Below are 26,391 nucleotides of genomic sequence, written 5' to 3'. Positions count from 1 at the left end.
CGCCCACTCGCACCCTGTCCGTCGGCGCGGTTCCTCGGCCGGGTCGAGGTTCACGTGGGCGGTCTTTCGAGCCCTCAAGAAATCGAAACATGTGCATCTTGACTAAGTGATGACACCGTGAGTAGCGTCTCACCAACATTCTGGAAAGTTTCCTAACTGTTGGGGAGCCGCCATGAAGGGATCACTTCGCCGAACTCTCTGGGTCGGCGCCGTGGTTGCGCTGACCGCCACGTTCGCGCCGGTCGCCACCGCGTTCGGAGCCGGAAGCGTGACCACCACGTTCACCAAGGTGCAGGACTGGGGGACCGGCCACGAGGCCAGGGTGACCATCACCAACGGCTCCGACGCTGCGGTCAGCACCTGGCGCATCGAGTTCGATCTGCCCGCGGGCTCGAGCATCAGCAGCTCCTGGGACGCCGACGTGACCCGCAGCGGCAACCACTACGTCGCGGTGAAGAAGAGCTGGGCCGGGCCGCTCGCGCCCGGCACCTCGTTCAGCTGGGGTTACAACGGCAGCGGCCCGTACGCGGCTCCGCTGAACTGCACCATCAACGGCGCCTCCTGCGGAGGCGGCGGCACCCCGCCGACCACTCCGCCGCCCACCACGCCGCCCCCGACCACCCCGCCCGACCCCGGTGGCAAGAAGATCGTGGGCTACTTCGCGGAGTGGGGCGTGTACGCCCGCAACTACCACGTGAAGAACATCCACACGAGCGGCTCGGCGTCGAAGCTGACGCACATCCTCTACGCCTTCGGCAACACCACCGGCGGCCGGTGCGCGATCGGTGACAGCTACGCCGACTACGAGAAGGCGTACACCGCCGCGGACAGCGTCGACGGCGTCGCCGACACCTGGGACCAGCCGCTGCGCGGCAGCTTCAACCAGCTGCGCAAGCTCAAGCAGATGTACCCGCACCTGAAGGTGATCTGGTCCTTCGGCGGCTGGACCTGGTCGGGCGGCTTTACCCAGGCCGCGCAGAACCCGACCGCGTTCGCCGAGAGCTGCTACAACCTGGTCGAGGACCCGCGCTGGGCGGACGTCTTCGACGGCATCGACGTCGACTGGGAGTACCCCAACGCCTGCGGACTGAGCTGCGACAGCAGCGGCCCGAACGCGTTCAAGAACGTCGTCTCCGCGTTGCGTGCCAGGTTCGGCTCGAACGCCCTGGTCACCGCGGCGATCACCGCCGACGGCAGCAACGGCGGCAAGATCGACGCGACCGACTACGCCGGCGCCGCGCAGCACCTCAACTGGATCATGCCGATGACGTACGACTACTTCGGCGCCTTCAACCCGCAGGGCCCGACCGCCCCGCACTCGCCGCTGACCTCGTACCCCGGCATCCCGCAGCAGGGCTTCTGGTCGGACGCGGCGATCCAGAAGCTCAAGGGCAAGGGCGTCCCTGCGAACAAGCTGCTGCTCGGCGTCGGCTTCTACGGGCGGGGTTGGACGGGCGTCACCCAGGCAGCCCCGGGCGGCACCGCCACCGGCGCCGCCCCGGGTACCTACGAGGCGGGCATCGAGGACTACAAGGTCCTCAAGAACACCTGCCCGGCCACCGGCACGGTCGGCGGCACGGCGTACGCCAAGTGCGGCAGCAACTGGTGGAGCTACGACACCCCCGCCACGATCAACGGAAAGATGACGTACGCGAACAACCAGGGCCTCGGTGGCGCGTTCTTCTGGGAGCTCTCCGGTGACACCGGCAACGGCGAGCTGATCGGCGCCATCAAGGGCGGTCTCGGCTGAGCCGTGGGCCGACGCACCACCCACACGGCGGGGAGGGACCGGCACCGTCCCTCCCCGCCCGGCGTGTCGTACCGGGCGTCGCGGGTGCCCCTGTCCACCCTCAAGGGCGATGTGACAGACTCGCCGCTCGGCATGGCTCGATGTGCCGCGGCCGAGGGGAGGGGTTGATGGGTGTGACGCACCGGAGACTGGCGGGTGCCGCCCTCGCGCTCGCGATGCTGCCGTCCGCCCTCGCGGGCTGCGGCCTCGGCGGGGAGACCGGGGAACCACCGAAGCCCGACCAGGCGCCCGCGCAGGAGGCCGACGCCAAGTCCCGCGAGCGGGTGCAGGCCTACCTCGACGCGGTGGTCGCCAAGGACGTGGACGCCGGGCGCAGCCAGCTCTGCGCGGTGATGCACGACGCGTTCGACGCGGCGGCCACCGGCCCGAACGGCGACTTCGCGGACCACTTCAAGGTGCCGGAGGCAGCCATCACCGACATCCGGTCCGGCCCTCGGGGTCAAGAGGTGAACGTCTCCGTCACGGTGGCCGTCGGCTCGCGCAAGGTCATCCGGCCATTGGTGTTCACCGTCACTCGGGACGGGGCCGACTGGTGCATCGCCGGAGAGGCGCCGGGCAGCGCCACCCCCAGCCCGTCCGGCACGCCCGCGTCCTGACCTGCGTCGATCCCGGGCCCGCCGGTTGACCTCCCAGTTGCCGGAAACGATGCCCCTCGACGACCGGCCCGCACCGCCGTCGCCGTACGCTTTCTGTCATGCGCCATGAGTGGCATCAGCTGAGCCATCCCGCGGTGGGCGGCCCCGGGCTGCAGACCAGCCGTCCGACCGTCGACTCCGCGGAGGACGCGGCTCTCGGCCTGGACCGTTGGCGCGACCTGCCCCGCCAGCAGATCCCGCCGTGGTCGGACCGGGCGAAGGTGGCCGAGGTGTGCAAGGTGCTCGACACCGTGCCCTCGGTGGTCGCCCCCTACGAGGTCGACCAGCTCCGGCAGCGGCTCGCGCTGGTGTGCGAGGGCAAGGCGTTCCTGCTCCAGGGCGGCGACTGCGCCGAGACGTTCGCCGACAACACCGAGAGCCACCTGCTGGCCAACGCCCGTACCCTGCTCCAGATGGCGATCGTGCTCACCTACGGCGCCTCCCTGCCGGTGGTCAAGGTCGCCCGGGTGGCCGGGCAGTACACCAAGCCCCGGTCGCTGCCGACCGACGCGCGCGGGCTGCCCGCGTACCGCGGCGACATGATCAATTCGCTTGAGGCCACGCCGGAGGCCCGGGTCGCCGACCCGCAGCGCATGATCCGGGCGTACGCGAACTCCGCCGCCGCCATGAACATGCTCCGGGCGTACCTGGCCGGCGGGCTGGCCGACCTGCACGCGGTGCACGACTGGAACAAGGACTTCGTCAAGCGGTCCCCGGCCGGCGAGCGCTACGAGGCGATCGCCCGGGAGATCGACCGCGCCATCGCCTTCATCCGGGCCTGCGGGATGACCGACGACGAAGCGCTGCGCACCGTCACCCTCTACTGCTCGCACGAGGCGCTCGCGCTGGAGTACGACCGGGCGCTGACCCGGGTCTCCGGCGGCCGGGCGTACGGGCTCTCCGGGCACTTCCTCTGGATCGGGGAGCGCACCCGCCAGATCGACGGCGCCCACATCGACTTCATCTCCCGCATCGCCAACCCCATCGGGGTCAAGCTCGGCCCGACCACCACCCCGGATGAGGCGATCGAGCTCTGCGAGAAGCTCAACCCGGACAACATCCCCGGCCGGCTCACCCTCATCAGCCGGATGGGCAACCACCTGGTACGCGACGCGCTGCCGCCCATCGTGGCCAAGGTCACCGCGTCCGGCGCGAAGGTGGTCTGGCAGTGCGACCCGATGCACGGCAACACGCACGAGTCGTCCAACGGTTACAAGACCCGGCACTTCGACCGCATCGTGGACGAGGTGCTCGGTTACTTCGAGGTCCACCGGAACCTGGAGACCCACCCCGGTGGCCTGCACGTGGAACTGACCGGTGAGGACGTCACCGAGTGCCTCGGCGGCGCCCAGGGCATCGAGGATCTCGACCTGCCCGGCCGGTACGAAACGGCCTGCGACCCGCGACTGAACACCCAGCAGTCGCTGGAGCTGGCCTTCCTGGTAGCGGAGATGCTGCGTGGCTGAGGCGAGGAGTGAGCTTGCGAGCCCCACAGTCGCAGCCGAAGAGACGACTGTGGCTGAGGTGAGCGGTGAGCTTGCGAGCCCCGCGGCCGGCAGCCGAAAGGACAACTGTGGCTGACAGCCTGATCGACCTGCGTTCGGACACCGTCACCCGGCCCACCCCGGGGATGCGCGAAGCCATGGCCACCGCCGAGGTCGGTGACGACGTCTACGGCGAGGACCCGACCGTCATCGCCCTCGAGGCCGAGGTCGCCGCGCTCTTCGGACACGAGGCGGCGCTCTTCGCCCCGAGCGGGTCGATGGCCAACCAGATCGCCCTTCAGCTGGTGGTGCCACCCGCCAACGAGCTGCTCTGTGACGCGGACGCCCACGTGGTCACCTACGAGATCGGCGCCGCGGCAGCGTACGGCGGGATCTCGTCGCGGACCTGGCCGGCGGTCGGCGCGGACATCGACCCGGACCTGATCGCCGCCATGATCCGCCCGGACGGCTACTTCGCGGTCCCGACCCGGGCGATCGCCGTCGAGCAGACCCACAACCGGGGCGGCGGCGGGGTGATCCCGCTGGCCACCCTGCGTGAGCTGCGGCGCGTGGCCGACGACGCGCAGGTCGCGCTGCACTGTGACGGCGCCCGGATCTGGCACGCCCACGTCGCCGACGGGGTGCCGCTGATCGAGTACGGCCGGCTCTTCGACACCATGTCGGTCTGCCTCTCCAAGGGCCTCGGCGCGCCGGTCGGCTCGCTGGTCGTCGGCAGCGCCGAGAAGATCGAGCGGGCGCGGCTCATCCGCAAGCGGATGGGAGGCGGCATGCGGCAGGTCGGCATCCTGGCCGCGGCCGGCCGGTACGCGCTGGCGCACCACGTCGAGCGGCTCGCCGAGGACCACGCGAAGGCCGCCCGCCTGGCCGAGGCGATCGCACCGTTCGGTGTGCTCGCCACCACGGCGCGCACCAACATCGTGCCGCTGGACCTGTCCAAGTCCCCCCTCGACGCCCACGCGCTGGCCGCCGCCGCGCGGGAGGCGGGGCTGCTGATCTCGGTGCTCGGCCCGCGTACCGCCCGGCTGGTCACCCACATGGACGTCGACGACGCCGGTATCGACCGGGCGATCGAGGTACTGACCCAGGTGCTCCGCGCCTGACCCACCCCCCTCCCTTCCCTTCCCTTCCCCTCGACCCCCTTCCCCTTCCCCTTCCCCTCGACCCGCGGTGATCAAGAGGTTCGCGTCGGGAAACGCGCCGCGGATGACGCAAACCTCTTGATCACCGCGGCGGGGTGAGGGCGGGGAGGGGCGGGAGGGGGCGGGGTGGGGGCGGGGAGGGATCAGGGGCGTAGGCGTTTGAGGGTGGCGACGTCGGCGTCGTGGCCGACGTGCTTCTCCGTCGGGGTCTCCACCACGACGGGCACACCGGCGGTGGCCGGGTGGGTCATCAGCTCCGCGAACGGAAGCTCGCCGATGCTGCCCTTGCCGATGTTCTCGTGCCGGTCCCTGGTCGAGCCGCACAGGTCCTTCGAGTCGTTGGCGTGCACCAGCCGCAGCCGGTCCGCCCCGACCGTGGCCACCAGCGCGTCCAGGGTGGCGGTCATGCCGCCCTCGACGGCCAGGTCGTGCCCGGCGGCCCAGGCGTGGCAGGTGTCGAAGCAGACGCCGAGCGACGGGTGCCGGTCGACCGCGTCCAGGTAGGGGCCGAGGTGCTCGACCCGGGAGGCGAGCGATCGCCCGCCGCCCGCGCTCGGCTCGACCAGCAGCATCGGCCCACCGGACGCGGCGACCGAGTCCAGCAGCGGCAGCAGCGCCTCCCGGACCTGCCGCATCGCCGCCTCGGCGTGCCCGGCGTCGACCGCGCTGCCGGCATGGAACACCACACCCTGCGCGCCGATCGCCGCGCCCCGGCGCAGCGCGTGCGCCAGCGTCTGTGCCGACCGCTCGACCGTGGCCGGCGTGGGGGAGCCGAGATTGACCAGCAGGGACGCGTGGATGAAGACCGGCACGCCCCGCTCGGCGCAGCCGGCGCGGAACAGCTCGTCCTGGGCGGGATCGCCCGGCGGCAACGCCCAGCCCCGGGAGTTGGACACGTACACCTGGACCACCTCGGCGCCTGTCGCGTCGAGGTAGGGCAGAGCCGCCTTGGCCAGGCCGCCCGAGGTCGGCGTGTGCGTGCCGACCGGACGTCCCCCGATCACCGGCATGTCAGAGACATCCGATCGTGACCGGGGTGCCGGGCGGCACCTGCGAGTTCTCATTCGGGTTCTGGAACCGGACGACCGCGTTCGGGTTGAACTGGACGGTCACCGGGAAGCCCTGGCTCTCCAACACCTGCTTGGCCTGCTGGCAGGGCAGGTCCATGACCCGCGGCACCACCACCAGCGGCGGGCCCTTGCTGATGTCCAGCTTGACCTCGGCGCCCCGCTCCACGCCGGTGCCGTCGGACGGGCTCTGCCCGATGATCTCGTCCTTGGGCTTGTCCGAGTCCTTGTAGTTCTCGACCGCGACCAGGCCCAGCTGGGACAGGGCGCTCCGTGCCTCGTTGAGGTTCTTGCCGACCAGGTTGGGCACGCTGATCGGGGCCTTGCCCTTGCTGAGGATCACCGTCACCTTGGCGCCCGGCTTGACCTCGGCGCCCACCTTCGGGTTGGTGGCCACCACCACCCCGGCGGGCAGGTTGTCGTCGTAGCGGGCGGTGCCCTTGACCACCACCAGACCGGCGTTGACCAGATCCGCCTCGGCCAGCTCGAACTCCTTGCCCACCACATCCGGCACCGGGAACTGCTCCGGGCCGAGGGACAGGGTCAGCGTGATGGTGCCGCCCTTGATGATCCGATCGGCTGAGGCCGGGACCTGAAGCAGGACGCTGTCCTTCGGGACGGTGGCGTCGTAGCGGGGCTCGGCGTACTTCAGCACGAGGCCCGCGCGGGCGACCTGTGCCTCCGCTTCCGCCTTGGTCAGGCTCACCAGCTGCGGGGCGTCCGTGTAGCGACCCATCGTGAGGTACCACCCGGCGAGCGCGGCGACCAGCACGATCGCCGCCGCGGCGGCGATCAGCGCGAGGCGGCCACGATTCTCCCCCGCCAGCCTGGTGAACAGCCCACCGAACCGGGAGCCGAGGCCGTCGCTCTCCTCCGGGGCGGCACGCCGTCGGCCGGCCCGCTGGCCGCCCTCGGGCAGCCGGGCCCACGCCGGTCGCTCGGCCGGACGTACCGCCGCGACCACCATGGTCGGCTCGGAGACCGGCGGCGCGGCGGTGACCCGACGCAGCACGGTGGTGTGGCCGTTCGAGTTGCCCAGGTCGTCGCGGGCCACCTGCACCTCGGCGAGGAGCGCGCCGGCGTCGGCGGGCCGCGCCCCCGGGTCGCGGCGTGTGGCGTGGGCGACGAGGCGGTCGAGGACCGGTGGCAGGCCGGGAACCAGGGTCGACGGGGACGGCACGTCACGATCGACGTGCTGCCAGGCGATGTCGACCGGCCGGCCACCGTCGTAGGGCACCCGGCCGGTGAGCATCTCGAAGAGCACGATGCCGGCCGAGTAGACGTCCGTACGCGGATCCGCGTAGCCCTTGGTGACCAGCTCCGGGGCGACGTACGCCACGGTCGCCATGAGCTGGTTGCCGCTCTCCTCCTCGGCACTGGCCTCGACGGCGCGGGCCAGGCCGAAATCGGCCACCTTGACGACGCTGTCGACCAGGTTGGCCATGCCGCCGGTGGGGGCCTCGGCCACCAGCACGTTCTCCGGCTTGACGTCGCGATGGACCACCCCGGACCGGTGCGCGGCGCCGATCGCGGCGAGCATCTGCTCGAAGATGGCCAGCGCCTCGTCCGGGTTGAGCCGGCGCCGCTCGGCGAGTACCTCGCGCAGCGTGCGGCCGCGCACGTACTCCATCACCAGATAGGGCAGGCCGGCGTGCGTGCCCTGGTCGTAGACCGCGACGACATTGGGATGGGTGAGCCGGGCGATGGTCTTCGCCTCGTCGGTGAAGCGCTCCACGAACCCCGCGATCCGGGCCTGAGCCTCGGGAGCCTGGGTCGGATGAATGATCTTGACTGCGACGGTGCGTTCGAGACGCTCGTCGGTGGCGGTGTACACGGTCGCCATCCCGCCACGGGCCACGCGACCGCGAATGCGGTAGCGCCCGTCTATCAGCGAGCCCAGCAACGTGTCGGCGACCTGTGTGTCCATCGGCAGGAAGTCTATGTGTCCGGAGGGCAAAGGTTGAACAGGATGCTACAGCCGAGGTCGAACCTCGTCGGTCCGCCGCGCTCAGCCGCCGCACAAAACGGCACTGACCTGCTCGAACGTTCCTCTCGGTCAGCTCCGCCGGCTGGTGTACGGGCCAACCCGCCATCGACGTCGGCGACGATGTTGTCACTTTCCGTGCCGGTTCGGCGCATCCGGGGTGCCGTTTGGCTTGCCGGGGTCACCCCGTGGCAGGGTGTTCAGGTGACCGAATCCCTACCCGCCGACCGGGCCGCGGCCGGCCCCGACCAGGCTGGTCCCGTCGACGCGACAGGCTGGCTGACCCTGCCCGACGTCGCCGAGCGCCTCGACGTGTCGATCAGCAAGGTGCACCAGATGGTCCGCGACCGGGAACTGCTCGCGGTCCGCCGCGACGGCGTCCGCCGGGTGCCCGCGGACCTGGTGGCCAACCGTACGGTGCTCAAGCACCTGCCCGGCGTGCTCAACCTCCTGGCCGACGCCGGCTACGACGACGAGGCCGCGCTGCGCTGGCTCTACGAGCCGGACGACACCCTGCCGGGAACCCCGGCGGTGGCCCTCGGCGGTGACCAGGCCCGCGAGGTCAAACGCCGCGCCCAGGCCCTCGGCTTCTAACCCCACCCGGCCCCGGCCCCGGGCCCCGGGGTGCGTGGCGCGCCGGCGCTGGGCGCGGGGCGCGTCGATCATGAAGTTATTACCGGCAGCACCGGCGTTTTCGGAGCAATAACTTCATGATCGACCTCGGGAGCCTCGGGAGCCTCGGGAGCCTCGGGAGCCTCGGGAGCCTCGGGAGCCTCGGGAGCCCCCGGGAAGGGCCAGGGGCCCGGGAACCCAGGGGAGGGGTGGGGGTCAGTCGGTGCGGCGGGTGGCGGCCGCGGCCAGGTCGACCAGTGCCTGGCGGGCCTCGCTGTCCAGGTCGACCGTGGCGAGCGCCGCGAGCGCGCTGTCGGTCAGCATGCCGATCCGCTGCTCCGTACGGGCCAGCGCGCCGCTCCTGGTGATCAGCCCGCGCAACCGGGCGACTCCCTCCTCGTCCAGTCCCGGGTCGCCCAGCCCGGTCCGGAGCTGCTCCCGGTCGGCGTCGTCGAGCGCCTCCAACGCGGCCGCCACCAGGTAGGTCCGCTTGCCCTCGCGCAGGTCGTCACCGGCCGGCTTGCCGGTCTGCGCCGGGTCGCCGAAGACGCCGAGCACGTCGTCGCGGAGCTGGAACGCCTCACCGAGCGGCAACCCGTACGCCGAGTAGGCCGCCTCGACGTCCGCCGGGGCGTCCGCCAGCGCGGCGCCGAGCAGCAGCGGCCGCTCGACCGTGTACTTCGCCGACTTGTAACGGGCGACCTTGCCGGCCCGCTCCACCGAGGTGTCCCGGGTCACCTGAGCGAGGACGTCGAGGTACTGCCCGACGGTGACCTCGGTACGCATCTCGTCGAAGACCGGACGGGCCCGGGCCACCATGCGCGGTTCCAGCCCGGCGGAGTGCAGCAGTTCGTCGGACCAGACCAGGCAGAGATCGCCGAGCAGGATCGCCGCCGCGTCGCCGAACCCGTCCGGGTCGCCGCCCCAGCCGGACCGCCGGTGCCGGGCAGCGAATCGGCGGTGCACCGCGGGCTCACCGCGCCGGGTGTCGGAACGGTCCATGAGGTCGTCGTGGATCAGAGCGCTGGCCTGCACCAGCTCGAGCGCGGCCAGCGCGCCCAGCACCTGGTCGCTGTCGACACCACCCGCACCGCGGTAGCCCCAGTAGGCGAACGCCGGCCGCAGCCTCTTGCCGCCACCCAGCACGAACGCCTCGATCACCTCCGCCAGGGGCGCCAGGGCGTCGTCGACACCGGCCATCCAGATCCGCTGGTTGGCCAGGAACTCGGTGAGGGCCTTGTCGACTCGCTGCCGGAGTCCGGCACGGTCGACGGGGGAGACGGAAGCTGCGTCGTTCACGCGAGAACGCTAGCCGGTCCGGTCGGGCATCCGGTACCCGCCAGTATCCGGGTGGGCGCCACCTCGCCCGCACCGGCCCCGCCCGGGCCCCGGCGAGAGCGGGCGGGGCAGGTACGGGCGGGCGGCCGTGACCAGCGCCATATGACGGCGGACCGCCGGTGCCCGGCGGTGAGCGGCCAGGCCGCGCCGTACCTCGGCCAGCTGGGCCAGCGCCCGGGGCGACCCGGCGCGGACCGCGTCGACGAGGGCGGTACCCGCCGTCTCGCAGGCCAGCTCCACCTCGCCGAGTTGGAGGTACGCGCGGGCCAGCCAACCGCCGTACACCGCCGCGCGGCGTGGACGCCCGGACTCCCGCGCCGCCCCGCCCAGCAGGGCCTCGGCCCGCCGGGGCCGCCCGAGGGCGACCAGGGTCCGTCCGGTCATCGCCGCCAACTCCGCCGCGTCGAGCCAGTAGAGCCAGCCCGGCTCACGCCCGGCGGCGGGAGCCGGACCGACCCGGTCGGCGGCGAGCAGGGCCTGCGCGGCGGTGTCGGGGCGTTCCGCGAGCGCCGCGGCGAACGCCACCCGGTGCAGCAGCAGGGCGCGCAACCCGGCGCTGGCCCACCGTCGGCTGCCGGCGTACGCGGTGCGGGCCAGCAGGAGGGCGCCTTCGGGGTCGCCGGCCCCGGCGAGCAGGTGGCTGGCCGAGCCGAGCACGTGCCCGGCGAGGGCCGGTTCGCCGGCGGCCGCGGCGGCACGCAGCCCGAGCCGGTACGCGTCCAGCGCACCGGCCGGGTCACCCGCGTCGGCGGCGAGCCAGCCGGCGAGCTGGGCCGACTCGGCGAGCAGGGGCAGCAACCGGCGCCGACCGGCCGGACTCGACCGGGGCAGCGCCCGCACCGCCCGGCGGAGCCGGTCCGTGCCGAGCGGCGCGAGGTCGACCCCACCGGCCAGGTCGTCGAGCCGCCGCAGCCCGGCCAGGTCGACGGCGTACGCCCGGCCCGGTGGCCGGGGCACGTCGGCGGGGAGGGTCGGCGGCGTCGGAACCGGGCCGTACCCGCTGCCCGAACGGCTCGGCCCGGCGAACCGCCCCGACGCGGTGACCAACAGTGGGGCGTGCGGGTCGGCGCACCAGCGCTGGGCCAGGCCGAGCAGCGCGGCGCGGGACCGACCGGCGCCGGTCGGCCCGGTCGCCGACGGGGCGAGCCGGCGGGCGCGGGTCGCCGCGTCGGCCAGCAGTTCGACCGGCACGGCGAGGACGACGGCGAGCCAGCGCAGCCAGAAGTCGCCGGGCACCCGTACCTGCCGTTCCCACCGGGACACCTCGTGCCGGCTCAGCGTCGGGATGCCGGCCGCGGCGCACAGCTCGGCGGCGATGCGCCGCTGACTCCAGCCACGGGCCAGCCGCAGCTGGGTGAGCAGCGGCCCGAACAGCAGCGGGCCGTCGGGCGGGGGCGAGGCCATCGGTCCTCCGGAACGGTCGCGGGTACGGCGTCACGGCCCGCCCTTCGGCCGACCGCACCGCCGCTGACAACGGCGACCCCCGCACGGCCCCCCGTGGAGTCCGGCCGCGGCCGGCGCCACCCGCGCTGCCTACTGGATACCCCCGGGGTACGACGCTTTCTGCGCCGTCGCCGGGTTCCGCCACGTCCCCGGCCACCGTGCGCCGGGCCCGCCGTGCGACGGGCCGCCGCCGGGCCTGCCGTGCGACGGGCCGCCGCCGGGCCTGCCGTGCGACGGGCCGCCGCCGGGACGGCCGGCCGTCGAGTCCCCGAACAACGCCGGGGCGGGCGGCCGTGGTGGTGGCCCCGGCCGCCGTCGCGCCGGTTCCGGACCGGAACGTCCGCCGGGGGCCCGCTCAGGTGCCAGCGGGTGGGAAGGTCACGGATCCGGCGGGTATCGCCCGCTAGAGTCTGGGCGTGGCGCTCGGTCTCCCCTCTGTCCTCCCCAACCCGCAGCCGGCGATCGGGGAGCTGATCCGTGAGCGGCAGCCGACCTTCTCGTTCGAGTTCTTCCCGCCCAAGACATCCGAGGGCGAGCGCCTGCTCTGGCAGGCGATCCGGGAGCTGGAGTCGCTTCGACCCTCCTTCGTCTCCATCACCTACGGGGCCGGTGGGTCGACCCGGGACACCACGGTCGCGGTGACCGAGCGGATCGCCACCGAGACCACCCTGCTGCCGATGGCCCACCTCACCGCGGTCGACCACTCCGTCGCCGAGCTGCGGCACGTGATCGGCCGGCTGGCCGGCGTCGGGGTGCGCAACATGCTCGCGGTGCGCGGCGACCCGCCGGGCAACCCCGGTGGCGAATGGGTTCGCCACCCCGAGGGCGTGCTCTACGCCGAGGAACTGGTCCAGCTGATCCGTGAGGCCGGTGACTTCAGCGTCGGCGTCGCCGCCTTCCCGTACAAGCACCCGCGTTCGCCCGACGTGGCGAGTGACACCGAGCACTTCGTCCGCAAGTGCCGGGCCGGCGCCGAGTTCGCGATCACGCAGATGTTCTTCGACGCCGACGACTACCTGCGGCTGCGGGACCGGGTGGCCGCCGCCGGTTGCGACACGCCGATCCTCGCCGGCGTGATGCCGGTGACCCGGATGGCCACCATCGAGCGGTCCGTCCAGCTCTCCGGGGCGCCCTTCCCGCCCGCGTTGGCCGCGCGGTTCGAGAAGGTCGCCGACGACCCCGAAGCGGTGCGCAAGCTCGGCATCGAGCAGGCCAGCGAGATGTGCGGGCGGCTGCTCGACCAGGGTGTGCCGGGTATCCACTTCATCACTCTCAACCGGTCCACCGCCACCCGCGAGGTCTGGCAGAACCTCCGGGTGCAGGCGCGGGCCTGACACTTTCCCGACACCTGATCCCGGCCGGGACGGTTGGTCAGTGGTGGGCACACAGCTGATGAACTGGGACCAGTACGCCACGGTGTGGGCGCGGCTGCACGGAGGCTTCGACCCCCGCCGGGCCGCCCCCGTGGTGCGCGCCTGGCTGCGCTTCGCCTACCACGTCGGGTACGTGCTGGGCCGGCTCCGGGTCGGTCCCACCGCGGTGACGGTGGTCGGTGTGCTGCTCTGCGTCTGTGTGCCGGTGTTCGCCGTGCAACCGGTGGACGGGCCCTTCCTCGGGGCGCTGTTCGTGCTGCTCGCCGGGGTGGCGGACAGCGTCGACGGTGCGGTGGCGGTGGTGACCGGCCGCACCACCCGGCTCGGCTACGTCTACGACTCGGTGGCCGACCGGATCGGTGAGGCCACCTGGTTGGTGGCGTTCTGGCTGGTCGGCGCACCGGGCGCGCTGGCGGCGGCGGGTGGTGCGCTCTCCTGGCTGCACGAGTACGTGCGGGCCCGGGCGGTCTCCGCCGGGATGCGGGAGATCGGCGCGGTGACGGTGGGGGAGCGGCCCACCCGCGTCCTGGTCGCCCTGGGCGGGTTGCTGGTGGCGGGGCTGGCCGGGCTGATCGAGCCGGATCTCGCGGCCGGCACCATCACCATGGCGTCCGCGGTCTGGGTGCTGCTCGCCGGCTTCGGTCTGGGCCAGCTTCTCGCCGCCGTCCGCCGTGCCCTGATCGAGGCCGGCTGAGCGCCGCCCGGGCCTCCGACGCGGGCGGCTGAGCGTCGCGGCCCCCGCCGCGGCCGGCTGAGCGTCGCCGGTCGGCACTGCTACCGGTGGCGCGCTGAGCGTGGGCTACGCGGCGGCGCCGATGTCGGCGGCGACGATCTGGGCGGAGAGGGTGACCATCGGCAGACCGCCGCCCGGATGACTGGAGCCGCCGACGAGCCACAGCCCGTGCACCGGGCCACGGTTGGCCGGCCGGAGCAGACCCCCGGCGGTGCCGTAGATCGCCCCGCCCGGCGCGCCGGTCGACGCGTCCAGGTCGGCCGGGGTGCGGATCTCCCGGAACAGCAACCGGTCCCGCACGTCGACGCCGCGCGCCGCGAGCACCTCCAGGATCCGGTCGGCGTACGCCTCGGCGAGGCCGGGCCGGCGCCAGTCCACCGCGCCCGTCGAGGTGCCCTGGCGGGTCGCGTTGACCAGCACGAACCACGCCTCGTGGCCGTCCGGCCGTACCAGCGGGTCGTCGGCGACGGTGACGAAGACCGTCGGGTCCGGCGCCGGTCGGGCCCGCACCCCCCGGCCCGGGTCGCCGAAGACCGCGTCGAACTCGGCGTCGTGGTCGCCGGGGAAGAAGACGTTGTGGTGGGCCAGCCCGCTGGAGCCGGTCACCCCGAGCAGCAGCACGAACCCGGCCAGGCTGCGGTCGGTGAGCCCGGCCAGCCGGCGTGGGCTGGGTAGCAGGTCCCGGTAGAGGGTGAGCGCGTCGCAGTTGGCCACGACCACGTCGGCGGGGACCGGCGCGGCGACAGCCTCCAGGCGTACGCCGTGCACCCGGCCACCCGCCGCGTCGATCCGCGTCACCGTGGTGCCGGTCTGCACGACCACGCCGAGGTCCAGGCAACGCGACAGCAGCGCGTCGGCGAGCGTGCCCAGCCCACCCCGCAGGTACCAGCCGCCGTACGTCAGCTCGGCGTACGGAACGGCGACCAGCGCGGCCGGCGCGCGACGCGGGTCGGCGCCGGTGTACGTGGCGTAGCGGTCGAGCAGCATCCGCAGCCGCCGGTCGGTGAGGTGGCGGCGGCCCAGACCGCGCAGCGTCCGGCCCGGCGCGATGGCGGCCAGGTCGCCGAGCCGCCAGGCCAGCGCGGCCAGGTCCCGGGGCGAGTCGATCGGGCGGCGCAGCACGTCCCGGGAGGAGGCCGCCCACACCCGGGCGGCCCGCCGCCAGAGCCGCTGCCAGTCGGCCGCCGCCCGGTCGCCGAAGGCGGCGCCGATCCGGGCGGCGAACTCGGTCGGGTCGGCGCAGGAGTCCAACGTCGACCCGTCCGGGAAGACATGGCGGACGACCGGGTCCAGCGACACCAGGTCGAGGTATTCGTCGAGCTTCGCCCCGGTCGCCTCGAACAGGTCGGCGAAGACCTCGGGGAGCGTGAGCAGGCTCGGCCCGGTGTCGAAGTGGAACGGGCCGGCCGGGGTGTCGTGCACGTGGCGGCCCAGTTTGCCGCCGACCGTGTCGGCCCGCTCGAAGACGGTCACCTCGTGCCCGGTGGCGGCCAGCCGGGCGGCGGTGGCCAGCCCGCCGACCCCGGCGCCGACGACCACGATTCGCGCCATCCCGCGCCTCCTAGCTGACCGGGCGGCCCCGCCAGGACAGCCGCCGCCGCTTCCGCAGATGGTACGACCGCAGGGTCAGCCAACCGAGGAACACGACCGACACGGGGTGTGCCAGCGCGTCGGGCCACCACCGGCCGCCGGTCGCCCGAGCGGTCACCACCCGACCGGCCACCCCGAGCAGGTACGCCGCCGCGGCCACCAGCGCCGCCGGCACCGACCCGGTGCTGAGCGCGGCCACCACCAGCAGCGGTGGCGCGGTGTAGAGCAGGAGCAGCAGGGCCACCACGACGGCCGCCGCGCCCGGATGCCCGAACGTGGCCCAGAGCGACTTCGAATAGCCGTCGCGCAGCTGCCGCCAGTCCGCGTACATCCGGCAGTCGGCCAACCGCGAGGCGTCGGCGAGCGCGATCCGGCCACCCGCGCGCTTGACCGTCCGGGCCAGCTCGATATCCTCCAGGACCCGGCCGGCGACCGCGGCGTGCCCGCCCGCCCGCAGGTAACCGGCCCGGTCGACGGCCAGGAACTGCCCGCCCGCCGCGGCCAGCGACGGCCGTGGCGAACGCTCCATGGCCCGCAGCGGCAGGAAGGTCAGCCACAACCACTGCAGCAGCGGCTGGACCAGCCGATCGGCCGCCGTCGCCACCACGATCCGGGGGTACGCCGACAGCAGCGTCACGTCGGCCGAGCGTAGTTCGGTGACCGCCGCCGCCACGGCGTACGGGGTGAGCACCACGTCGGCGTCGACGAAGACCAGCACGGTGGCCGCCGGGTCGGCCCGGGTGGCCAACTGCCAGCAGGCGTACGGCTTGCCCAGCCAGCCCGGTGGCGGAGCCGCCCCGGTGAGCAGCGTGACCCGCGGATCGTCGCCGACGATCGCGCGGACCACGTCGGGCGTGCCGTCGGTGGAACCGTCGTCGAGCACCACGATCCGCAGACCCGGCACCGCCCGCTGGTCGAGCAGCGCCCGCAGGCACGGGCCTACCCGCTCGGCCTCGTCACGCAGCGGCAGCAGCACCGCCACCGGCTCGGTCACCTCGCCCGGGGGCGCTGCCGGGCGGCGGAGCCAGCGGGTGGCGTTGACCAGGGTGTGGCCGGTCAGCACGGCCACGCCGAGAGCGAGCGCGATCAGGGCGGTCATGCGGGCGCGTCGACTCCGGAGGGCTGCGGCCGCCAGGGCCGGGGCCGGCCGCGTCGTCGGGTCAGCAGCAGCGCCACCGCCAGCGGCACGGCGGTCACCCCCATGCCGGCCGCGCCCCAGAGCGCCGAGGCGGGCAGGTCCAGGAAGACCGCGTGGGCCAGCACGCTGGAGGCGTACGTCCAGAGGTAGAGCGCGAACATCGGCGCGTCCGGGCCGTCGGTGGTCGTCACGGCCGGCCCGGCCAGCGGACGCAGCGCGCTCATCAGCAGCACCGCGAACAGCAGCCAGCCGAGGTAGTTGCTGAGCGGGACGCCGGGCAGGCCGGGCAGCGCCGGAACGGCATCCCGCCACCGCCAGTAGCCCTCGGCCACCATCTGCGGGTCGAGGAAGAGGTCCCAGGTGGCCAGCCCCACCGCGGCCAGCGCGACCCGCCGGAGCGCGAGCCGGCCGGCAGCCGGGCCGCGCACCGGGTGACCGGTCGGTGGGCCGGCGGGCGCGGTGCTGAGCCGGACCGCCGCCAGCCAGGCCGGCCAGGCCATCCAGGTCCAGGCCAGCGGGATGATCAGCGGCACGCCGGCCACCTTCGGCCCCAGTTCGCCCGAGTAGTCGTAGCTGCCGAACGGCACCCCCGTGGCGACCCCGACCGCCTCGACGGCGAACCCGCCACCGGTGGCCACCGCGACCAGCGCCGCCGCGGTGCGTGGACCCCGGCTGAGCAGGGCATGGCCGACCGAGAGCAGGTAGCCGAGGCCGACGGTGGCCACGGTCAGCCGTGCCCGGGTCGTCCCGGCGGTCAGCGGGTAGCAGATCTGGGCGAGCACCAGCAGGGCCAGCAGTGCCCAGGGCAGCCGCCGCCGGATCATGTCGCGGGGGGTTCGAGCGGCAGGTCCCGCCCCAGCACGCCGAACGGCCGCTCGTCGCCGGGGAAGTGGAAGTCGCGCAGGATGTCCACGAAACCGAACCGGCGGTACAGCCGCCAGGCCCGCGACTTCTGCTCGTCGGCCTCCGGGGTGGAGAGCAGGGTGGTGGTCCCCTCGGCCATGGTGAGCAGCGCGCGCAGCTGCCCGGCGCCCAGGCCGTGCCCCTGCGCCGGCGGACGGACGTGCAGCTCGACCACCTCGAAGCAGTTGGTCAGCCAGCGTTGCCGGGCCGACGGCTCCAGCGCCCGGTGCACCTGGTCGTGCCACCACTGTCCGGACGAGCCGAGGTAGCCGTACCCGAAGCCGGCGAGGTGGCCCTCGCTGGTCAGGCTGGCCACGGCGCGGAACCCGGGCCGGCGGACATGGGTGGCGATGTAGCCGCGCCGGGCCTCCAGCAGGTCGATCCGGTAGCCCATCGCCTCGCCGTAGACGGCCACCACGTCGTCCAGCCGTCGGACGAGATCGTCCGGGGTCCACCGCACCAACCTCATGCCCACCCACCTCTCGTGTCCTGGTCGTCCGCGACCCAGCCCAGCACCGTGCGGTCACCGACCACGTCGCGTATCTCGAACCGCGCGAAGAGTTCCTCGGAGTACCACCCCTCGGTGGGGGTACGCGTGATCGCCGCGCGGTGCTCCGGGTGACGGTACGCGAATGCCACCAGGTCCGCCGGGGCGCGCCACACGCTGACCGTGCCCTGCCAGCCCAGCGGGGCCTCGCCGACGCCGAACCGGGCCAGCAGCCCGGGCGCGGTACGCAGGGCCGCGGCCACCGGCGGGACCGCCCGCCAGAAGGTGACCGCCCGCCGGGCCCGCAGCCGGGCCCGGGTCAGGGCGAGCACCGGGCCGCCGACCGGACCGCCGGACGGTTCGCCGAACGGACGGCGGCGCGACCACTCGCCCCGGCTGGCCAGCGGTCGCAGGTCGACCCGGACGGTGGCGCGGGCGATCCGCGCCCAGGCCCGGCCCACGGGTGTGTCGTCGAAGCCGGCCGCTGCGGCGGGGGAGTCCCAGACGGTCAGCGCCGCCCATCGGGTCGGGTCGGCGTCGCCCGGCCCGAAGCCGGTGCCGGTCCCGGTGCCGAGCAGCTTGCCGAACCGTACGCCCGGAGTGGCGCGCAGCCGGCGCGGGTCGAGCGCCATCCGGGCCAGCGCCCGGGGCAGCTTCGCCGGGGCGGTCCGCCACACGTGCAGCGTGACCAGCCCCGGGACGTGAAGCTCGTTCACGTCACCGCTTCGCTTCGCTGCGCGGTGGCGCGAGGCGCCACGCTGCTGCGCCCGATGGTTCGCTCGCTCCGCTCGGTCACGCCACCTCGGTGGGGGTGCCGGCGGTGATCCGGAGCAGCTCGTCGTAGGTGCTCGGGAAGACCGCCTGGGGCACGCCGCCGGCGGCCCAGATCTCGCCGTACGCGGCCAGGGCGGTGTCCACGAGGGTGCGTAGTGGTCGCGGGTGCCCGAGCGGGGCGACACCGCCGATCGGCTGACCGGTGTGCGTGCGGACGAATTCCGGGGTGGCCCGTCGCAGCCGGGTGACCCCGATCGACGCGGCCAGGCCGGCGGCGTCCACGCGGTGCGCGCCGGAGGTCAGTACGAGCAGCGGCTCGCCGTCGGCCTCGAAGAGGAGCGAGTTGGCGATCTGGCCGACATCGACGCCGAGCGCCTCGGCGGCCGCCGAGGCGGTGGGCACCGCCTCGGGCAGTAGGCGTACGGCACTGGGGGTGCCGGAGGCGTCGCGGGCGTTCGTGTCGGTCAGCGCGTCCTGCACCGCCCGTACGTTGGGGTGTGGCTGCATGGGGTCATTCTTCCCGGTGGTCCCCGCGCCGGCCTGACCGGCCACGCCGTGTCCCGGCCCGTGTCGTCCGCGCTGCCGGCGCTCCCGGCGGTCCGGCGCGTCACACGTTGCATTTTCGTCGGCGGAGGGGTGTACTGTCAGCAGCAGTTAGAACGAGTGTTCGATTGCCTCGAACGTTCGTTCCAACCCTCCGGGCGCGGTGTTTCGCGGCGCCGCCTCCGGACGGTGCGGCTTCCGCGGGCCGCACCTGGGTTCCGGGCAGTCGCGAGCCCGGTCCCGTCAGGCAGGAGCGTCGTCCGCCGCCCACGACCCCCGGGCGGCGGACGACGAACCCGCCGGTACGCCGGCCGGGTGTGGTGTGGGGAAGCATCCACACCCGGGCCGGCCACCACACCGGTGCGTCTTCCTCCGCACCACTCGACCCGGCGTCCGCCGGCCGGAACGAACGTCCGTCGCCGGCCGGCCGCCTCGGCCATGTGGAGGAGACAGTCCATGCCGTCCAACTCGGCTCAGCCACCGACGGTGCCAGCGCACGTGCTGCCGCACCGCACCCCCGCCCAGCTCCTCGCGGTGGCCCGGCACGGGCTGACCGAGGCCGGCCAGACCCGTCCCGACGGCCTCCGTTACGCGGCCGCCCACCTGGCCGCGCTACGCGCGGCAGCGGCTCTGCTCGCCGCCCGCGCCCGGCCCACCCCCACCCGCCGTAACCAGATCACCAGCGTCTGGGTCCTGCTCTCCGCCGTCGCCCCCGAGCTCGACGAATGGGCCAGTTACTTCGCGGCAGGGGCCGGAAAACGGGCTGCCGCCGAGGCCGGCATCCCCCGGGTGGTCAGCGCCCGGGAGGCCGACGACCTGCTCCGCGCGGCCGGGCAGTTCGTCTCGGTGGTGGAGACCGCGCTCGGTGCGGCCCACCAACCGGCACTCGACGGACTCGCCGCCTGATCCGCCGGCGAGGTGACCGCCGGCGCCGGCCCGGCCGGCGGCGACCTCCGGGCGGCCCGGGGCATGCGGCACTCCCACCCGATCCGGACACGGCGCCGCCGTGCCGTACGTGGCCGGCGACGGGCCGTCCAGGCCCGTGCCGGGCTCGGTGCCGACCGCCCGGCGGGGGGAGCCGGACGGCCGGCACCGAGCCCGGCGGCCGCGGCCGACGAGGGATCCCGTGGTGCCACGTCCTCCTCATGACCGGAGCGGGGTGACCCCGGGCCGCGCGGTCCGGATAAGTCGCCGACCCGGCCCGGGCCGGGCCCTGACAGCAACACCTGATCCAACAGCAACACGACGGGGGGTTGGTCCGATGGCGGGCCACATGGTGGTCGGTTCCGCCGCGCTGGCCGGGCTGGTCCGTCCGGCGAGCGCGCCGGACCCGGCGGGCGGCCACCGGGTGCTGCCGGTGGCCCCCGAGCTGACCGGGCTGCTGCCCAACCGGGGGCTGCGGCGTGGCAGCACGGTCGCGGTCGCCGCCGGTCAACCACGGCACAGCGGCGGCGCCTCGCTGGTGCTCGCACTGCTCGCCGAGGCGTCCCGGGGCGGCTCGTGGTGCGCCGTGGTGGGGGTGCCGACGTTCGGGGCGGGCGCGGCCGCCGAGCTCGGGATCGCCCTGGACCGGCTCGCCCTGGTGCCGAACCCGGGCCCCGAATGGGCCACCGTCATCGCCGCGCTGCTCGACGGGGTGGACGTCGTGGTCACCGCGGTGCCCGCCTCGGTCTCCGCCTCGGTCGCCAACCGGCTGGCCGCCCGGGCCCGGCAGCGGGGCAGCGTGCTCGTCCCGTACGGCCGGTGGGAGGGCGCGGACGTGACGTTGCAGGTGGTCCGGGGCGCCTGGGAGGGGCTCGGGCCGGGCCGGGGCCGGCTGCGCCGCCGGGAGGTCACCGTTTCGGCGCGCGGGCGCGGGGCGGCAGCCCGGCCCAAGGAGATCAAGGTCTGGCTGCCGGGTGACGAGCTGACCCGGGTGATCCCCCGCACCGTGGCGTCCGCCGTCGACCGGCCGGCCGCCGGTCGGCTCCGCCCGGTGGCCTCGCCCGGCCGTACCGTCGCCGGGGTCTCCCGGCGCGGCGCGCTCACCCTGGTCGGGCCGGCATGACCGAGGTGCCGGTACGCACCCTGCTGCTCTGGTGTCCGGACTGGCCGGTGCTCGCCGCCGAGATCGTCGACGGGGTGCCCGCCACCGGCCCGGTCGCCGTCCTGCACGCCAACCGGGTGGTCGCCTGCTCGGAGCGGGCCCGGGCCGAGGGGGTGCGGCGGGGCCTGCGCAAACGGGAGGCGCAGGGGCGCTGCCCCCAGCTGACCGTCGTCGAGTACGACCCGGGACGCGACGCCCGGGCGTTCGAGCCGGTGGTCGCCGCGGTGGAGGAGCTGGTCGCCGGCGTGGAGGTGGTCCGCCCCGGCGCCTGCGCGGTGGCCGCCCGGGGCCCGAGCCGTTACCTCGGCGGCGAGGAGGCGGCCGCCGAACGGATCATCGAGCACGTCGCCCAGACCTGCGGGGTGGAGAGCCAGGTCGGGATCGCCGACGGGGTCTTCGCCGCCGGTCTGGCCGCTCGTACCGGACGGGTCGTACCGCCGGGCCGCACTCCGGCTTTCCTCGCCGGTCTGCCGGTCGAGGCGTTGGGCCGGCCGGGCCTGGCCGACCTGCTGCGCCGGCTCGGCGTACGCGCCCTCGGCGACTTCGCCGCGCTGCCCGCCGGCGACGTGCTGGCGCGGTTCGGGTTCGACGGCGCGCTCGCCCATCGGCTGGCCGCCGGACGGGACCACCGCCCGCTCGCCGTCCGCCAGCCTCCGGCCGACCTGACGGTGACCGCCGAGTACGACGAGCCGGTGGACCGGGTGGACGCGGCCGCGTTCGCCGCCCGGACGCTGGCCGAACAGCTGCACGACCGGCTAGCCGGGCACGCGCTGGCCTGCACCCGGCTCGGCATCGAGGCGGTCACCGCGCACGGCCAGGAACTGCACCGGGTCTGGCGGCATGACGGCCTGCTCACCGCCGCGGCCATCGCCGACCGGGTCCGCTGGCAGCTCGACGGTTGGCTCACCGGCAGCAGCGGCCGTGGTGGGGTCGGTCGGACCCGTCCGACGGCCGGGATCATCCGGCTGCGGCTCATCCCCGACGGGGTGATCGCCCAAGCCGGCCTGCAACCCGGCCTGTGGGGGGAGACCGGTGAGGAGCGGGAGCGGGCGCATCGGGCGTTGAGCCGGGTGCAGGGCATCCTCGGCCCGGAGGCGGTGCTCACCGCGGTGCTCGGCGGCGGGCGTTCCCCGGCCGACCAGGTGCGCCTGGTGCCGTGGGGGGACGAGCGGCTGCCGGCCCGCCCCGGTGAGCCGCCGCGTCCCGGCGAGGCCGTGCGACCGGGGGAGCCGCCGTGGCCCGGCCGGCTGCCGCCACCCGCGCCGGCCGTGGTGCCGCCCACGCCGCTCGCCGCAGTCGTGCACGACGTCGACGGTGAGCCGGTGGTGGTCAGCGCGCGGCTGCAGCTGAGCGCCCCTCCCGCCCGGTTGACCGTCGGCACCGCCCGCCCGATGGAGATCACCGGGTGGGCCGGTCCGTGGCCGGTCGACGAGCGCTGGTGGGCGCCGGCCGAGGCCCGGCGCCGGGCCCGGTTCCAGGTCGTCCTCGCCAACGGCACCGCACTGCTGCTGATGGTCGAGGCCGGGCAGTGGCTGGTGGAGGCGATCTATGACTGAGCGCCGCGTGGGTGTGCGGGTCGGATGCCGGCCGGGGGCACAGGTACCCGGCAGCTTGATGCCTCCGGGTCATCAATATGCCTCTGCGGTATCAGGCTCATCGAGGACATCGGCCGCTGGCCGTACAACGGCCGGCTGTGGCTCGCCGGCCACGGGCCGTCCGCTACCCGTCGCGTCCGGGGCGGGGGTGCTCGGATGAGCTTCCACAACCCGAAGATGCCCTGGTCGGAGCTGGAGCGGGTGCTTTCCGGCCGACCCGGCGGCGGCACCGGCTCGTCCGGGCGTGGGCGCCACCGGGACGAGCGGCACCTGCACGTGGTCGACCCGCTCGCGGTGGACGCCGACGGTGGGGACAGCCCCGCCTGGAGCCGGAAGCGGGAGCAGTACCAGCCGCCGGCGATGACCCGTACCGAGGGCGCGGTCCCGTACGCGGAGCTGCACGCCCACACCAACTTCAGCTTCCTCGACGGGGCCAGCCATCCCGAGGAGCTGGCCGAGGAGGCGGCCCGGCTGGGGCTCACCGCGCTCGCCGTCACCGACCACGACGGCTTCTACGGTGTGGTGCGCTTCGCCGAGGCGGCCCGGACGCTGGGCCTGCCCACCATCTTCGGCGCCGAACTCTCGCTCGGACTGCCCGGCCCGCAGAACGGCGAACCGGATCCACTCGGGCGGCATCTGCTGGTGCTGGCCCACGGTCACGAGGGGTACGCCCGACTCGCCTCGACCATCTCGCGGGCCCAGCTGCGTGGCGGTGAGAAGGGCCGCCCGGTCTACGGCGAGCTGGAGGAGGTCGCCGAGGAGCTGCGTGACCACGTGCTGGTGCTCACCGGCTGCCGCAAGGGGCACGTTCCGGCGGCGCTGCTCACCGAGGGCGTCGAAGCGGCGGCCCGCGAGCTGGACCGGTTGACCGCGCTCTTCGGCGCGGAGACGGTCGCGGTGGAGCTCACCGACCACGGGCATCCCGTCGACGCCGACCGCAACGACGCGCTCGCGGAGCTGGCCGCCACGGCCGGCCTGCCCACGGTGGCCGCCAACAACGTGCACTACGCGACCCCGGGGCGGCGCCGGCTGGCCACCACGGTCGCCGCGGTACGCGCCAGGCGCAGTCTGGACGAGATCGACGGCTGGCTACCCGCCGCCGCCACCGCCCACCTGCGCAGCGGCGCGGAGATGGCGGCCCGGTTCGCCGCGTACCCGGGCGCGGTGGCCCGGGCCGCCGAGTTCGGCGCCGAACTCGCCTTCGACCTCCAGCTCGTCGCGCCGCAGCTGCCGGCGTACCCGGTCCCGTCGGGGCACACCGAGATGAGCTGGCTGCGGAAGCTGACCTACGAGGGGGCACGGGAGCGCTACGGCCCCCGGGCGGCGCACCCGACGGCGTACGCGCAGCTCGACCACGAGCTGGACATGATCGAGACGTTGGGTTTCCCCGGCTACTTCCTGGTGGTCTACGACATCGTGACGTTCTGCCGCGAGCAGGACATCTACTGCCAGGGGCGGGGCTCGGCCGCGAACTCGGCGGTCTGCTACGCGCTGCGGATCACCAACGTCGACGCGGTGCGGCACCGGCTGCTCTTCGAACGGTTCCTCGCGCCGGAGCGGGACGGCCCGCCCGACATCGACGTGGACATCGAGTCCGACCGCCGGGAGGAGGTGATCCAGCACGTCTACGCCCGCTACGGCCGGGAGCACACCGCCCAGGTGGCCAACGTCATCTCGTACCGGCCGCGTTTGGCGGTGCGGGACGTGGCCAAGGCGTTCGGCTTCTCCCCTGGGCAGCAGGACGCCTGGAGCAAGCAGATCGACCGGTGGGGTGCGGTCGCCTCCGTCGACGTGGCGGACATTCCCGAGCAGGTGGTCGAGTACGCCAACGAGTTGCAGACGTTCCCCCGGCACCTGGGCATCCACTCCGGCGGGATGGTGATCTGCGACCGGCCGGTCATCGAGGTCTGCCCGGTGGAGTGGGGGCGAATGCCCGGCCGCAGCGTGCTCCAGTGGGACAAGGACGACTGCGCCTCCGTCGGTCTGGTCAAGTTCGACCTGCTCGGCCTCGGCATGCTCTCCGCGCTGCACTACGGCTACGACATGATCGGGATGAGTCTGGACCTCGGCGACATGACGCTGGACGACCCGGAGGTCTACGACATGCTCTGCCGGGCCGACTCGGTGGGGGTGTTCCAGGTGGAGAGCCGGGCGCAGATGGCCACCCTGCCCCGGCTCAAGCCCCGTGAGTTCTACGACCTGGTGGTCGAGGTGGCGCTGATCCGGCCCGGCCCGATCCAGGGCGGCTCGGTGCACCCGTACATCCGGCGCAAGAACGGCCAGGAGCCGGTGGAGTTCGCCCACCCGCTGATGCGCAACGCGCTGGAGAAGACCCTCGGCGTGCCGTTGTTCCAGGAGCAGCTGATGCAGCTCGCCATCGACCTCGCCGGGTTCGACGCGGCCGGGGCGGACCAGCTGCGCCGGGCGATGGGGGCGAAGCGTTCGGTCGAGCGGATGGCGCAGATCGCCGACCGGCTCTACGCCGGCATGGCCGAGCGGGGCATCACCGGCGAGCTGGCCGAAGACGTCTACCGGAAGCTCACCGCGTTCGCCAGTTACGGCTTTCCGGAGAGCCACGCGATGAGCTTCGCCTACCTGGTCTACGCCAGCTCCTGGCTCAAGCGCTACCACCCGGGGCCGTTCCTGGCGGCGCTGCTCAACGCCCAGCCGATGGGCTTCTACTCACCACAGAGCCTGGTGGACGACGCCCGTCGGCACGGTGTGGAGGTGCGCCGGCCGGATATCAACGCCAGCGGCGCCCTGGCGGTGCTGGAGTCCACGCCCGAGACCCGGTGGGGCAGCGTGCCGGGGGAGCCGCCGCACGCCTGGGGGCTGGGCGGCCCGGCCGTCCGGCTCGGCCTGTCCAGCGTGCGTACCCTCGGCGACGGGGTGGCGGAGCGGATCGAGGCCGAGCGGGTCGCGAACGGGCCGTACCGCGACATGCCGGACGTGGCCCGGCGGGTCGGTCTCACCGCCGCGCAGCTGGAGGCGCTGGCCACCGCGGACGCGTTCGCCTGTTTCGGGCTCAGCCGGCGGCAGGCGCTCTGGGCCGCCGGCGCGGCGGCGCAGGACCGGCCGGGTCGGCTGCCCGGCACGGTGACCGGTACGGCCGCGCCGACCCTGCCCGGCATGGAGGCGGTCGACCGGCTGGTCGCGGACGTCTGGGCCACCGGCCTGTCACCGGAGAACCATCCGGCCACGTTCATCCGCCCTCGCCTCGACGAACTGGGCGCGGTGCCGATCGCCCGGCTCGGCCGGGTGGCGCCCGGCCAGCGGATCCGGGTCGGCGGCATCGTCACCCACCGGCAGCGGCCGGCGACCGCCGGCGGGGTGACCTTCCTCAACCTTGAGGACGAGACCGGCATGCTCAACGTGACCTGCTCGCCGGGGTTGTGGCAGCGCTACCGGCGGGTGGCCCGGACCAGCGCCGGGCTGGTGGTGCGGGGCCGGCTGGAACGGTACGAGGGGGTGGTCAACCTGGTCGCCGACCGGCTGGACCCGATCCAGCCGCCGGTCAGCCCGGCCTCCCGCGACTTCCGCTGACCCGCAGGTGTCCGGCACCGGCGAGGCGATGCCGGAGTCCGGCCAAGCTGACCCGCAGGTGTCCGGAGCCAGCGCCGACGAGGCGATGGGACG

21 protein-coding genes are annotated in these 26,391 nt (G+C 74.2%); 11 read left to right on the top strand and 10 right to left on the bottom strand.

Annotation, left to right across the window (positions count from 1 at the left end):
- The first annotated feature begins 172 nt into the window (after positions 1–172).
- The 4 genes from BXA10_RS04890 to BXA10_RS04875 all read left to right on the top strand — a co-directional run bounded on the left by BXA10_RS04890 (position 173) and on the right by BXA10_RS04875 (position 5,050).
- Positions 173–1,750, top strand: coding sequence for a glycosyl hydrolase family 18 protein (locus BXA10_RS04890; RefSeq protein ID WP_076467940.1), 1,578 nt, complete (start codon positions 173–175; stop codon positions 1,748–1,750).
- A gap of 167 nt (positions 1,751–1,917) precedes the next feature.
- On the top strand, positions 1,918–2,406 hold the full coding sequence (locus BXA10_RS04885) for a hypothetical protein (RefSeq protein ID WP_076467938.1): 489 nt from the start codon (positions 1,918–1,920) through the stop codon (positions 2,404–2,406).
- Between the two features lie 98 nt (positions 2,407–2,504).
- Positions 2,505–3,911, top strand: coding sequence for a class II 3-deoxy-7-phosphoheptulonate synthase (locus BXA10_RS04880; protein ID WP_076467936.1), 1,407 nt, complete (start codon positions 2,505–2,507; stop codon positions 3,909–3,911).
- A 107-nt stretch (positions 3,912–4,018) separates the two neighbouring features.
- Complete coding sequence (locus BXA10_RS04875; protein ID WP_076467934.1) at positions 4,019–5,050, top strand: threonine aldolase family protein; 1,032 nt, start codon at positions 4,019–4,021, stop codon at positions 5,048–5,050.
- 182 nt (positions 5,051–5,232) lie between these two features.
- Here the strand turns inward: BXA10_RS04875 and BXA10_RS04870 are convergent, their stop codons facing one another.
- Positions 5,233–6,099, bottom strand: a complete 867-nt coding sequence (locus BXA10_RS04870) for a deoxyribonuclease IV (protein WP_076467932.1) — start codon at positions 6,097–6,099, stop codon at positions 5,233–5,235.
- Between the two features lies 1 nt (position 6,100).
- A complete protein-coding gene (gene pknB / locus BXA10_RS04865; protein WP_076467930.1) occupies positions 6,101–8,083 on the bottom strand; it encodes a Stk1 family PASTA domain-containing Ser/Thr kinase in 1,983 nt (660 codons plus the stop codon).
- Between the two features lie 261 nt (positions 8,084–8,344).
- Between pknB and BXA10_RS04860 the strand changes: the two genes are divergently transcribed.
- Entirely contained in the window at positions 8,345–8,734 is a 390-nt protein-coding gene (locus BXA10_RS04860; protein ID WP_076468295.1) for an Rv2175c family DNA-binding protein, read from the top strand.
- 234 nt (positions 8,735–8,968) lie between these two features.
- Here BXA10_RS04860 and BXA10_RS04855 read toward each other — a convergent pair whose 3' ends face one another.
- Entirely contained in the window at positions 8,969–10,051 is a 1,083-nt protein-coding gene (locus BXA10_RS04855; RefSeq protein ID WP_076467928.1) for a polyprenyl synthetase family protein, read from the bottom strand.
- A gap of 9 nt (positions 10,052–10,060) precedes the next feature.
- The gene (locus tag BXA10_RS04850) at positions 10,061–11,494 is read right to left on the bottom strand and encodes a helix-turn-helix domain-containing protein (protein WP_076467926.1); all 1,434 of its coding nucleotides are present in this window, start codon (positions 11,492–11,494) and stop codon (positions 10,061–10,063) included.
- Positions 11,495–11,949: 455 nt separating this feature from the next.
- Here BXA10_RS04850 and metF point away from each other — a divergent pair, with 455 nt between their 5' ends.
- A complete protein-coding gene (gene metF / locus BXA10_RS04845) occupies positions 11,950–12,867 on the top strand; it encodes a methylenetetrahydrofolate reductase [NAD(P)H] (protein WP_076467924.1) in 918 nt (305 codons plus the stop codon).
- 40 nt (positions 12,868–12,907) lie between these two features.
- Positions 12,908–13,600, top strand: coding sequence for a CDP-alcohol phosphatidyltransferase family protein (locus BXA10_RS04840; RefSeq protein ID WP_076467922.1), 693 nt, complete (start codon positions 12,908–12,910; stop codon positions 13,598–13,600).
- A gap of 105 nt (positions 13,601–13,705) precedes the next feature.
- Here BXA10_RS04840 and BXA10_RS04835 read toward each other — a convergent pair whose 3' ends face one another.
- The 6 genes from BXA10_RS04835 to BXA10_RS04810 all read right to left on the bottom strand — a co-directional run bounded on the left by BXA10_RS04835 (position 13,706) and on the right by BXA10_RS04810 (position 19,038).
- Positions 13,706–15,190 (bottom strand): phytoene desaturase family protein, encoded by a 1,485-nt coding sequence (locus BXA10_RS04835; protein WP_076467920.1) that lies wholly within the window; start codon positions 15,188–15,190, stop codon positions 13,706–13,708.
- A 10-nt stretch (positions 15,191–15,200) separates the two neighbouring features.
- Positions 15,201–16,328, bottom strand: a complete 1,128-nt coding sequence (locus tag BXA10_RS04830) for a glycosyltransferase family 2 protein (RefSeq protein ID WP_076467918.1) — start codon at positions 16,326–16,328, stop codon at positions 15,201–15,203.
- On the bottom strand, positions 16,325–17,191 hold the full coding sequence (locus tag BXA10_RS04825; RefSeq protein WP_076467917.1) for a carotenoid biosynthesis protein: 867 nt from the start codon (positions 17,189–17,191) through the stop codon (positions 16,325–16,327). The genes BXA10_RS04830 and BXA10_RS04825 overlap by 4 nt, the downstream gene beginning before the upstream one ends.
- Positions 17,188–17,739 (bottom strand): GNAT family N-acetyltransferase, encoded by a 552-nt coding sequence (locus BXA10_RS04820; protein ID WP_076468293.1) that lies wholly within the window; start codon positions 17,737–17,739, stop codon positions 17,188–17,190. Before BXA10_RS04820 ends, BXA10_RS04825 begins: the two co-directional genes overlap by 4 nt.
- Positions 17,736–18,473, bottom strand: coding sequence for a monooxygenase (locus tag BXA10_RS04815; RefSeq protein ID WP_076467915.1), 738 nt, complete (start codon positions 18,471–18,473; stop codon positions 17,736–17,738). Before BXA10_RS04815 ends, BXA10_RS04820 begins: the two co-directional genes overlap by 4 nt.
- A gap of 76 nt (positions 18,474–18,549) precedes the next feature.
- Complete coding sequence (locus tag BXA10_RS04810) at positions 18,550–19,038, bottom strand: YbaK/EbsC family protein (RefSeq protein ID WP_076468291.1); 489 nt, start codon at positions 19,036–19,038, stop codon at positions 18,550–18,552.
- A 492-nt stretch (positions 19,039–19,530) separates the two neighbouring features.
- Between BXA10_RS04810 and BXA10_RS04805 the strand changes: the two genes are divergently transcribed.
- The 4 genes from BXA10_RS04805 to BXA10_RS04785 all read left to right on the top strand — a co-directional run bounded on the left by BXA10_RS04805 (position 19,531) and on the right by BXA10_RS04785 (position 26,298).
- Positions 19,531–19,980 (top strand): SAV_6107 family HEPN domain-containing protein, encoded by a 450-nt coding sequence (locus BXA10_RS04805; protein ID WP_076467914.1) that lies wholly within the window; start codon positions 19,531–19,533, stop codon positions 19,978–19,980.
- Positions 19,981–20,335: 355 nt separating this feature from the next.
- Positions 20,336–21,121 carry a hypothetical protein gene (locus BXA10_RS04795; RefSeq protein ID WP_076467910.1) on the top strand — a complete coding sequence of 262 codons (786 nt, stop codon included), beginning with the start codon at positions 20,336–20,338 and terminating at the stop codon, positions 21,119–21,121.
- A complete protein-coding gene (locus BXA10_RS04790; RefSeq protein WP_076467908.1) occupies positions 21,118–22,716 on the top strand; it encodes a DNA polymerase Y family protein in 1,599 nt (532 codons plus the stop codon). Before BXA10_RS04795 ends, BXA10_RS04790 begins: the two co-directional genes overlap by 4 nt.
- Before the next feature lie 195 nt (positions 22,717–22,911).
- Positions 22,912–26,298 carry an error-prone DNA polymerase gene (locus BXA10_RS04785; protein WP_076467906.1) on the top strand — a complete coding sequence of 1,129 codons (3,387 nt, stop codon included), beginning with the start codon at positions 22,912–22,914 and terminating at the stop codon, positions 26,296–26,298.
- The last annotated feature ends 93 nt before the right edge of the window (positions 26,299–26,391 follow it).

Source organism: Micromonospora avicenniae (genome assembly GCF_900156065.1).
Classification (GTDB): Bacteria; Actinomycetota; Actinomycetes; order Mycobacteriales; family Micromonosporaceae; genus Micromonospora; species Micromonospora avicenniae.
The sequence above is the reverse complement of the archived record's forward strand: the minus strand, read 5'-3'. Positions and strand labels throughout refer to the sequence as shown.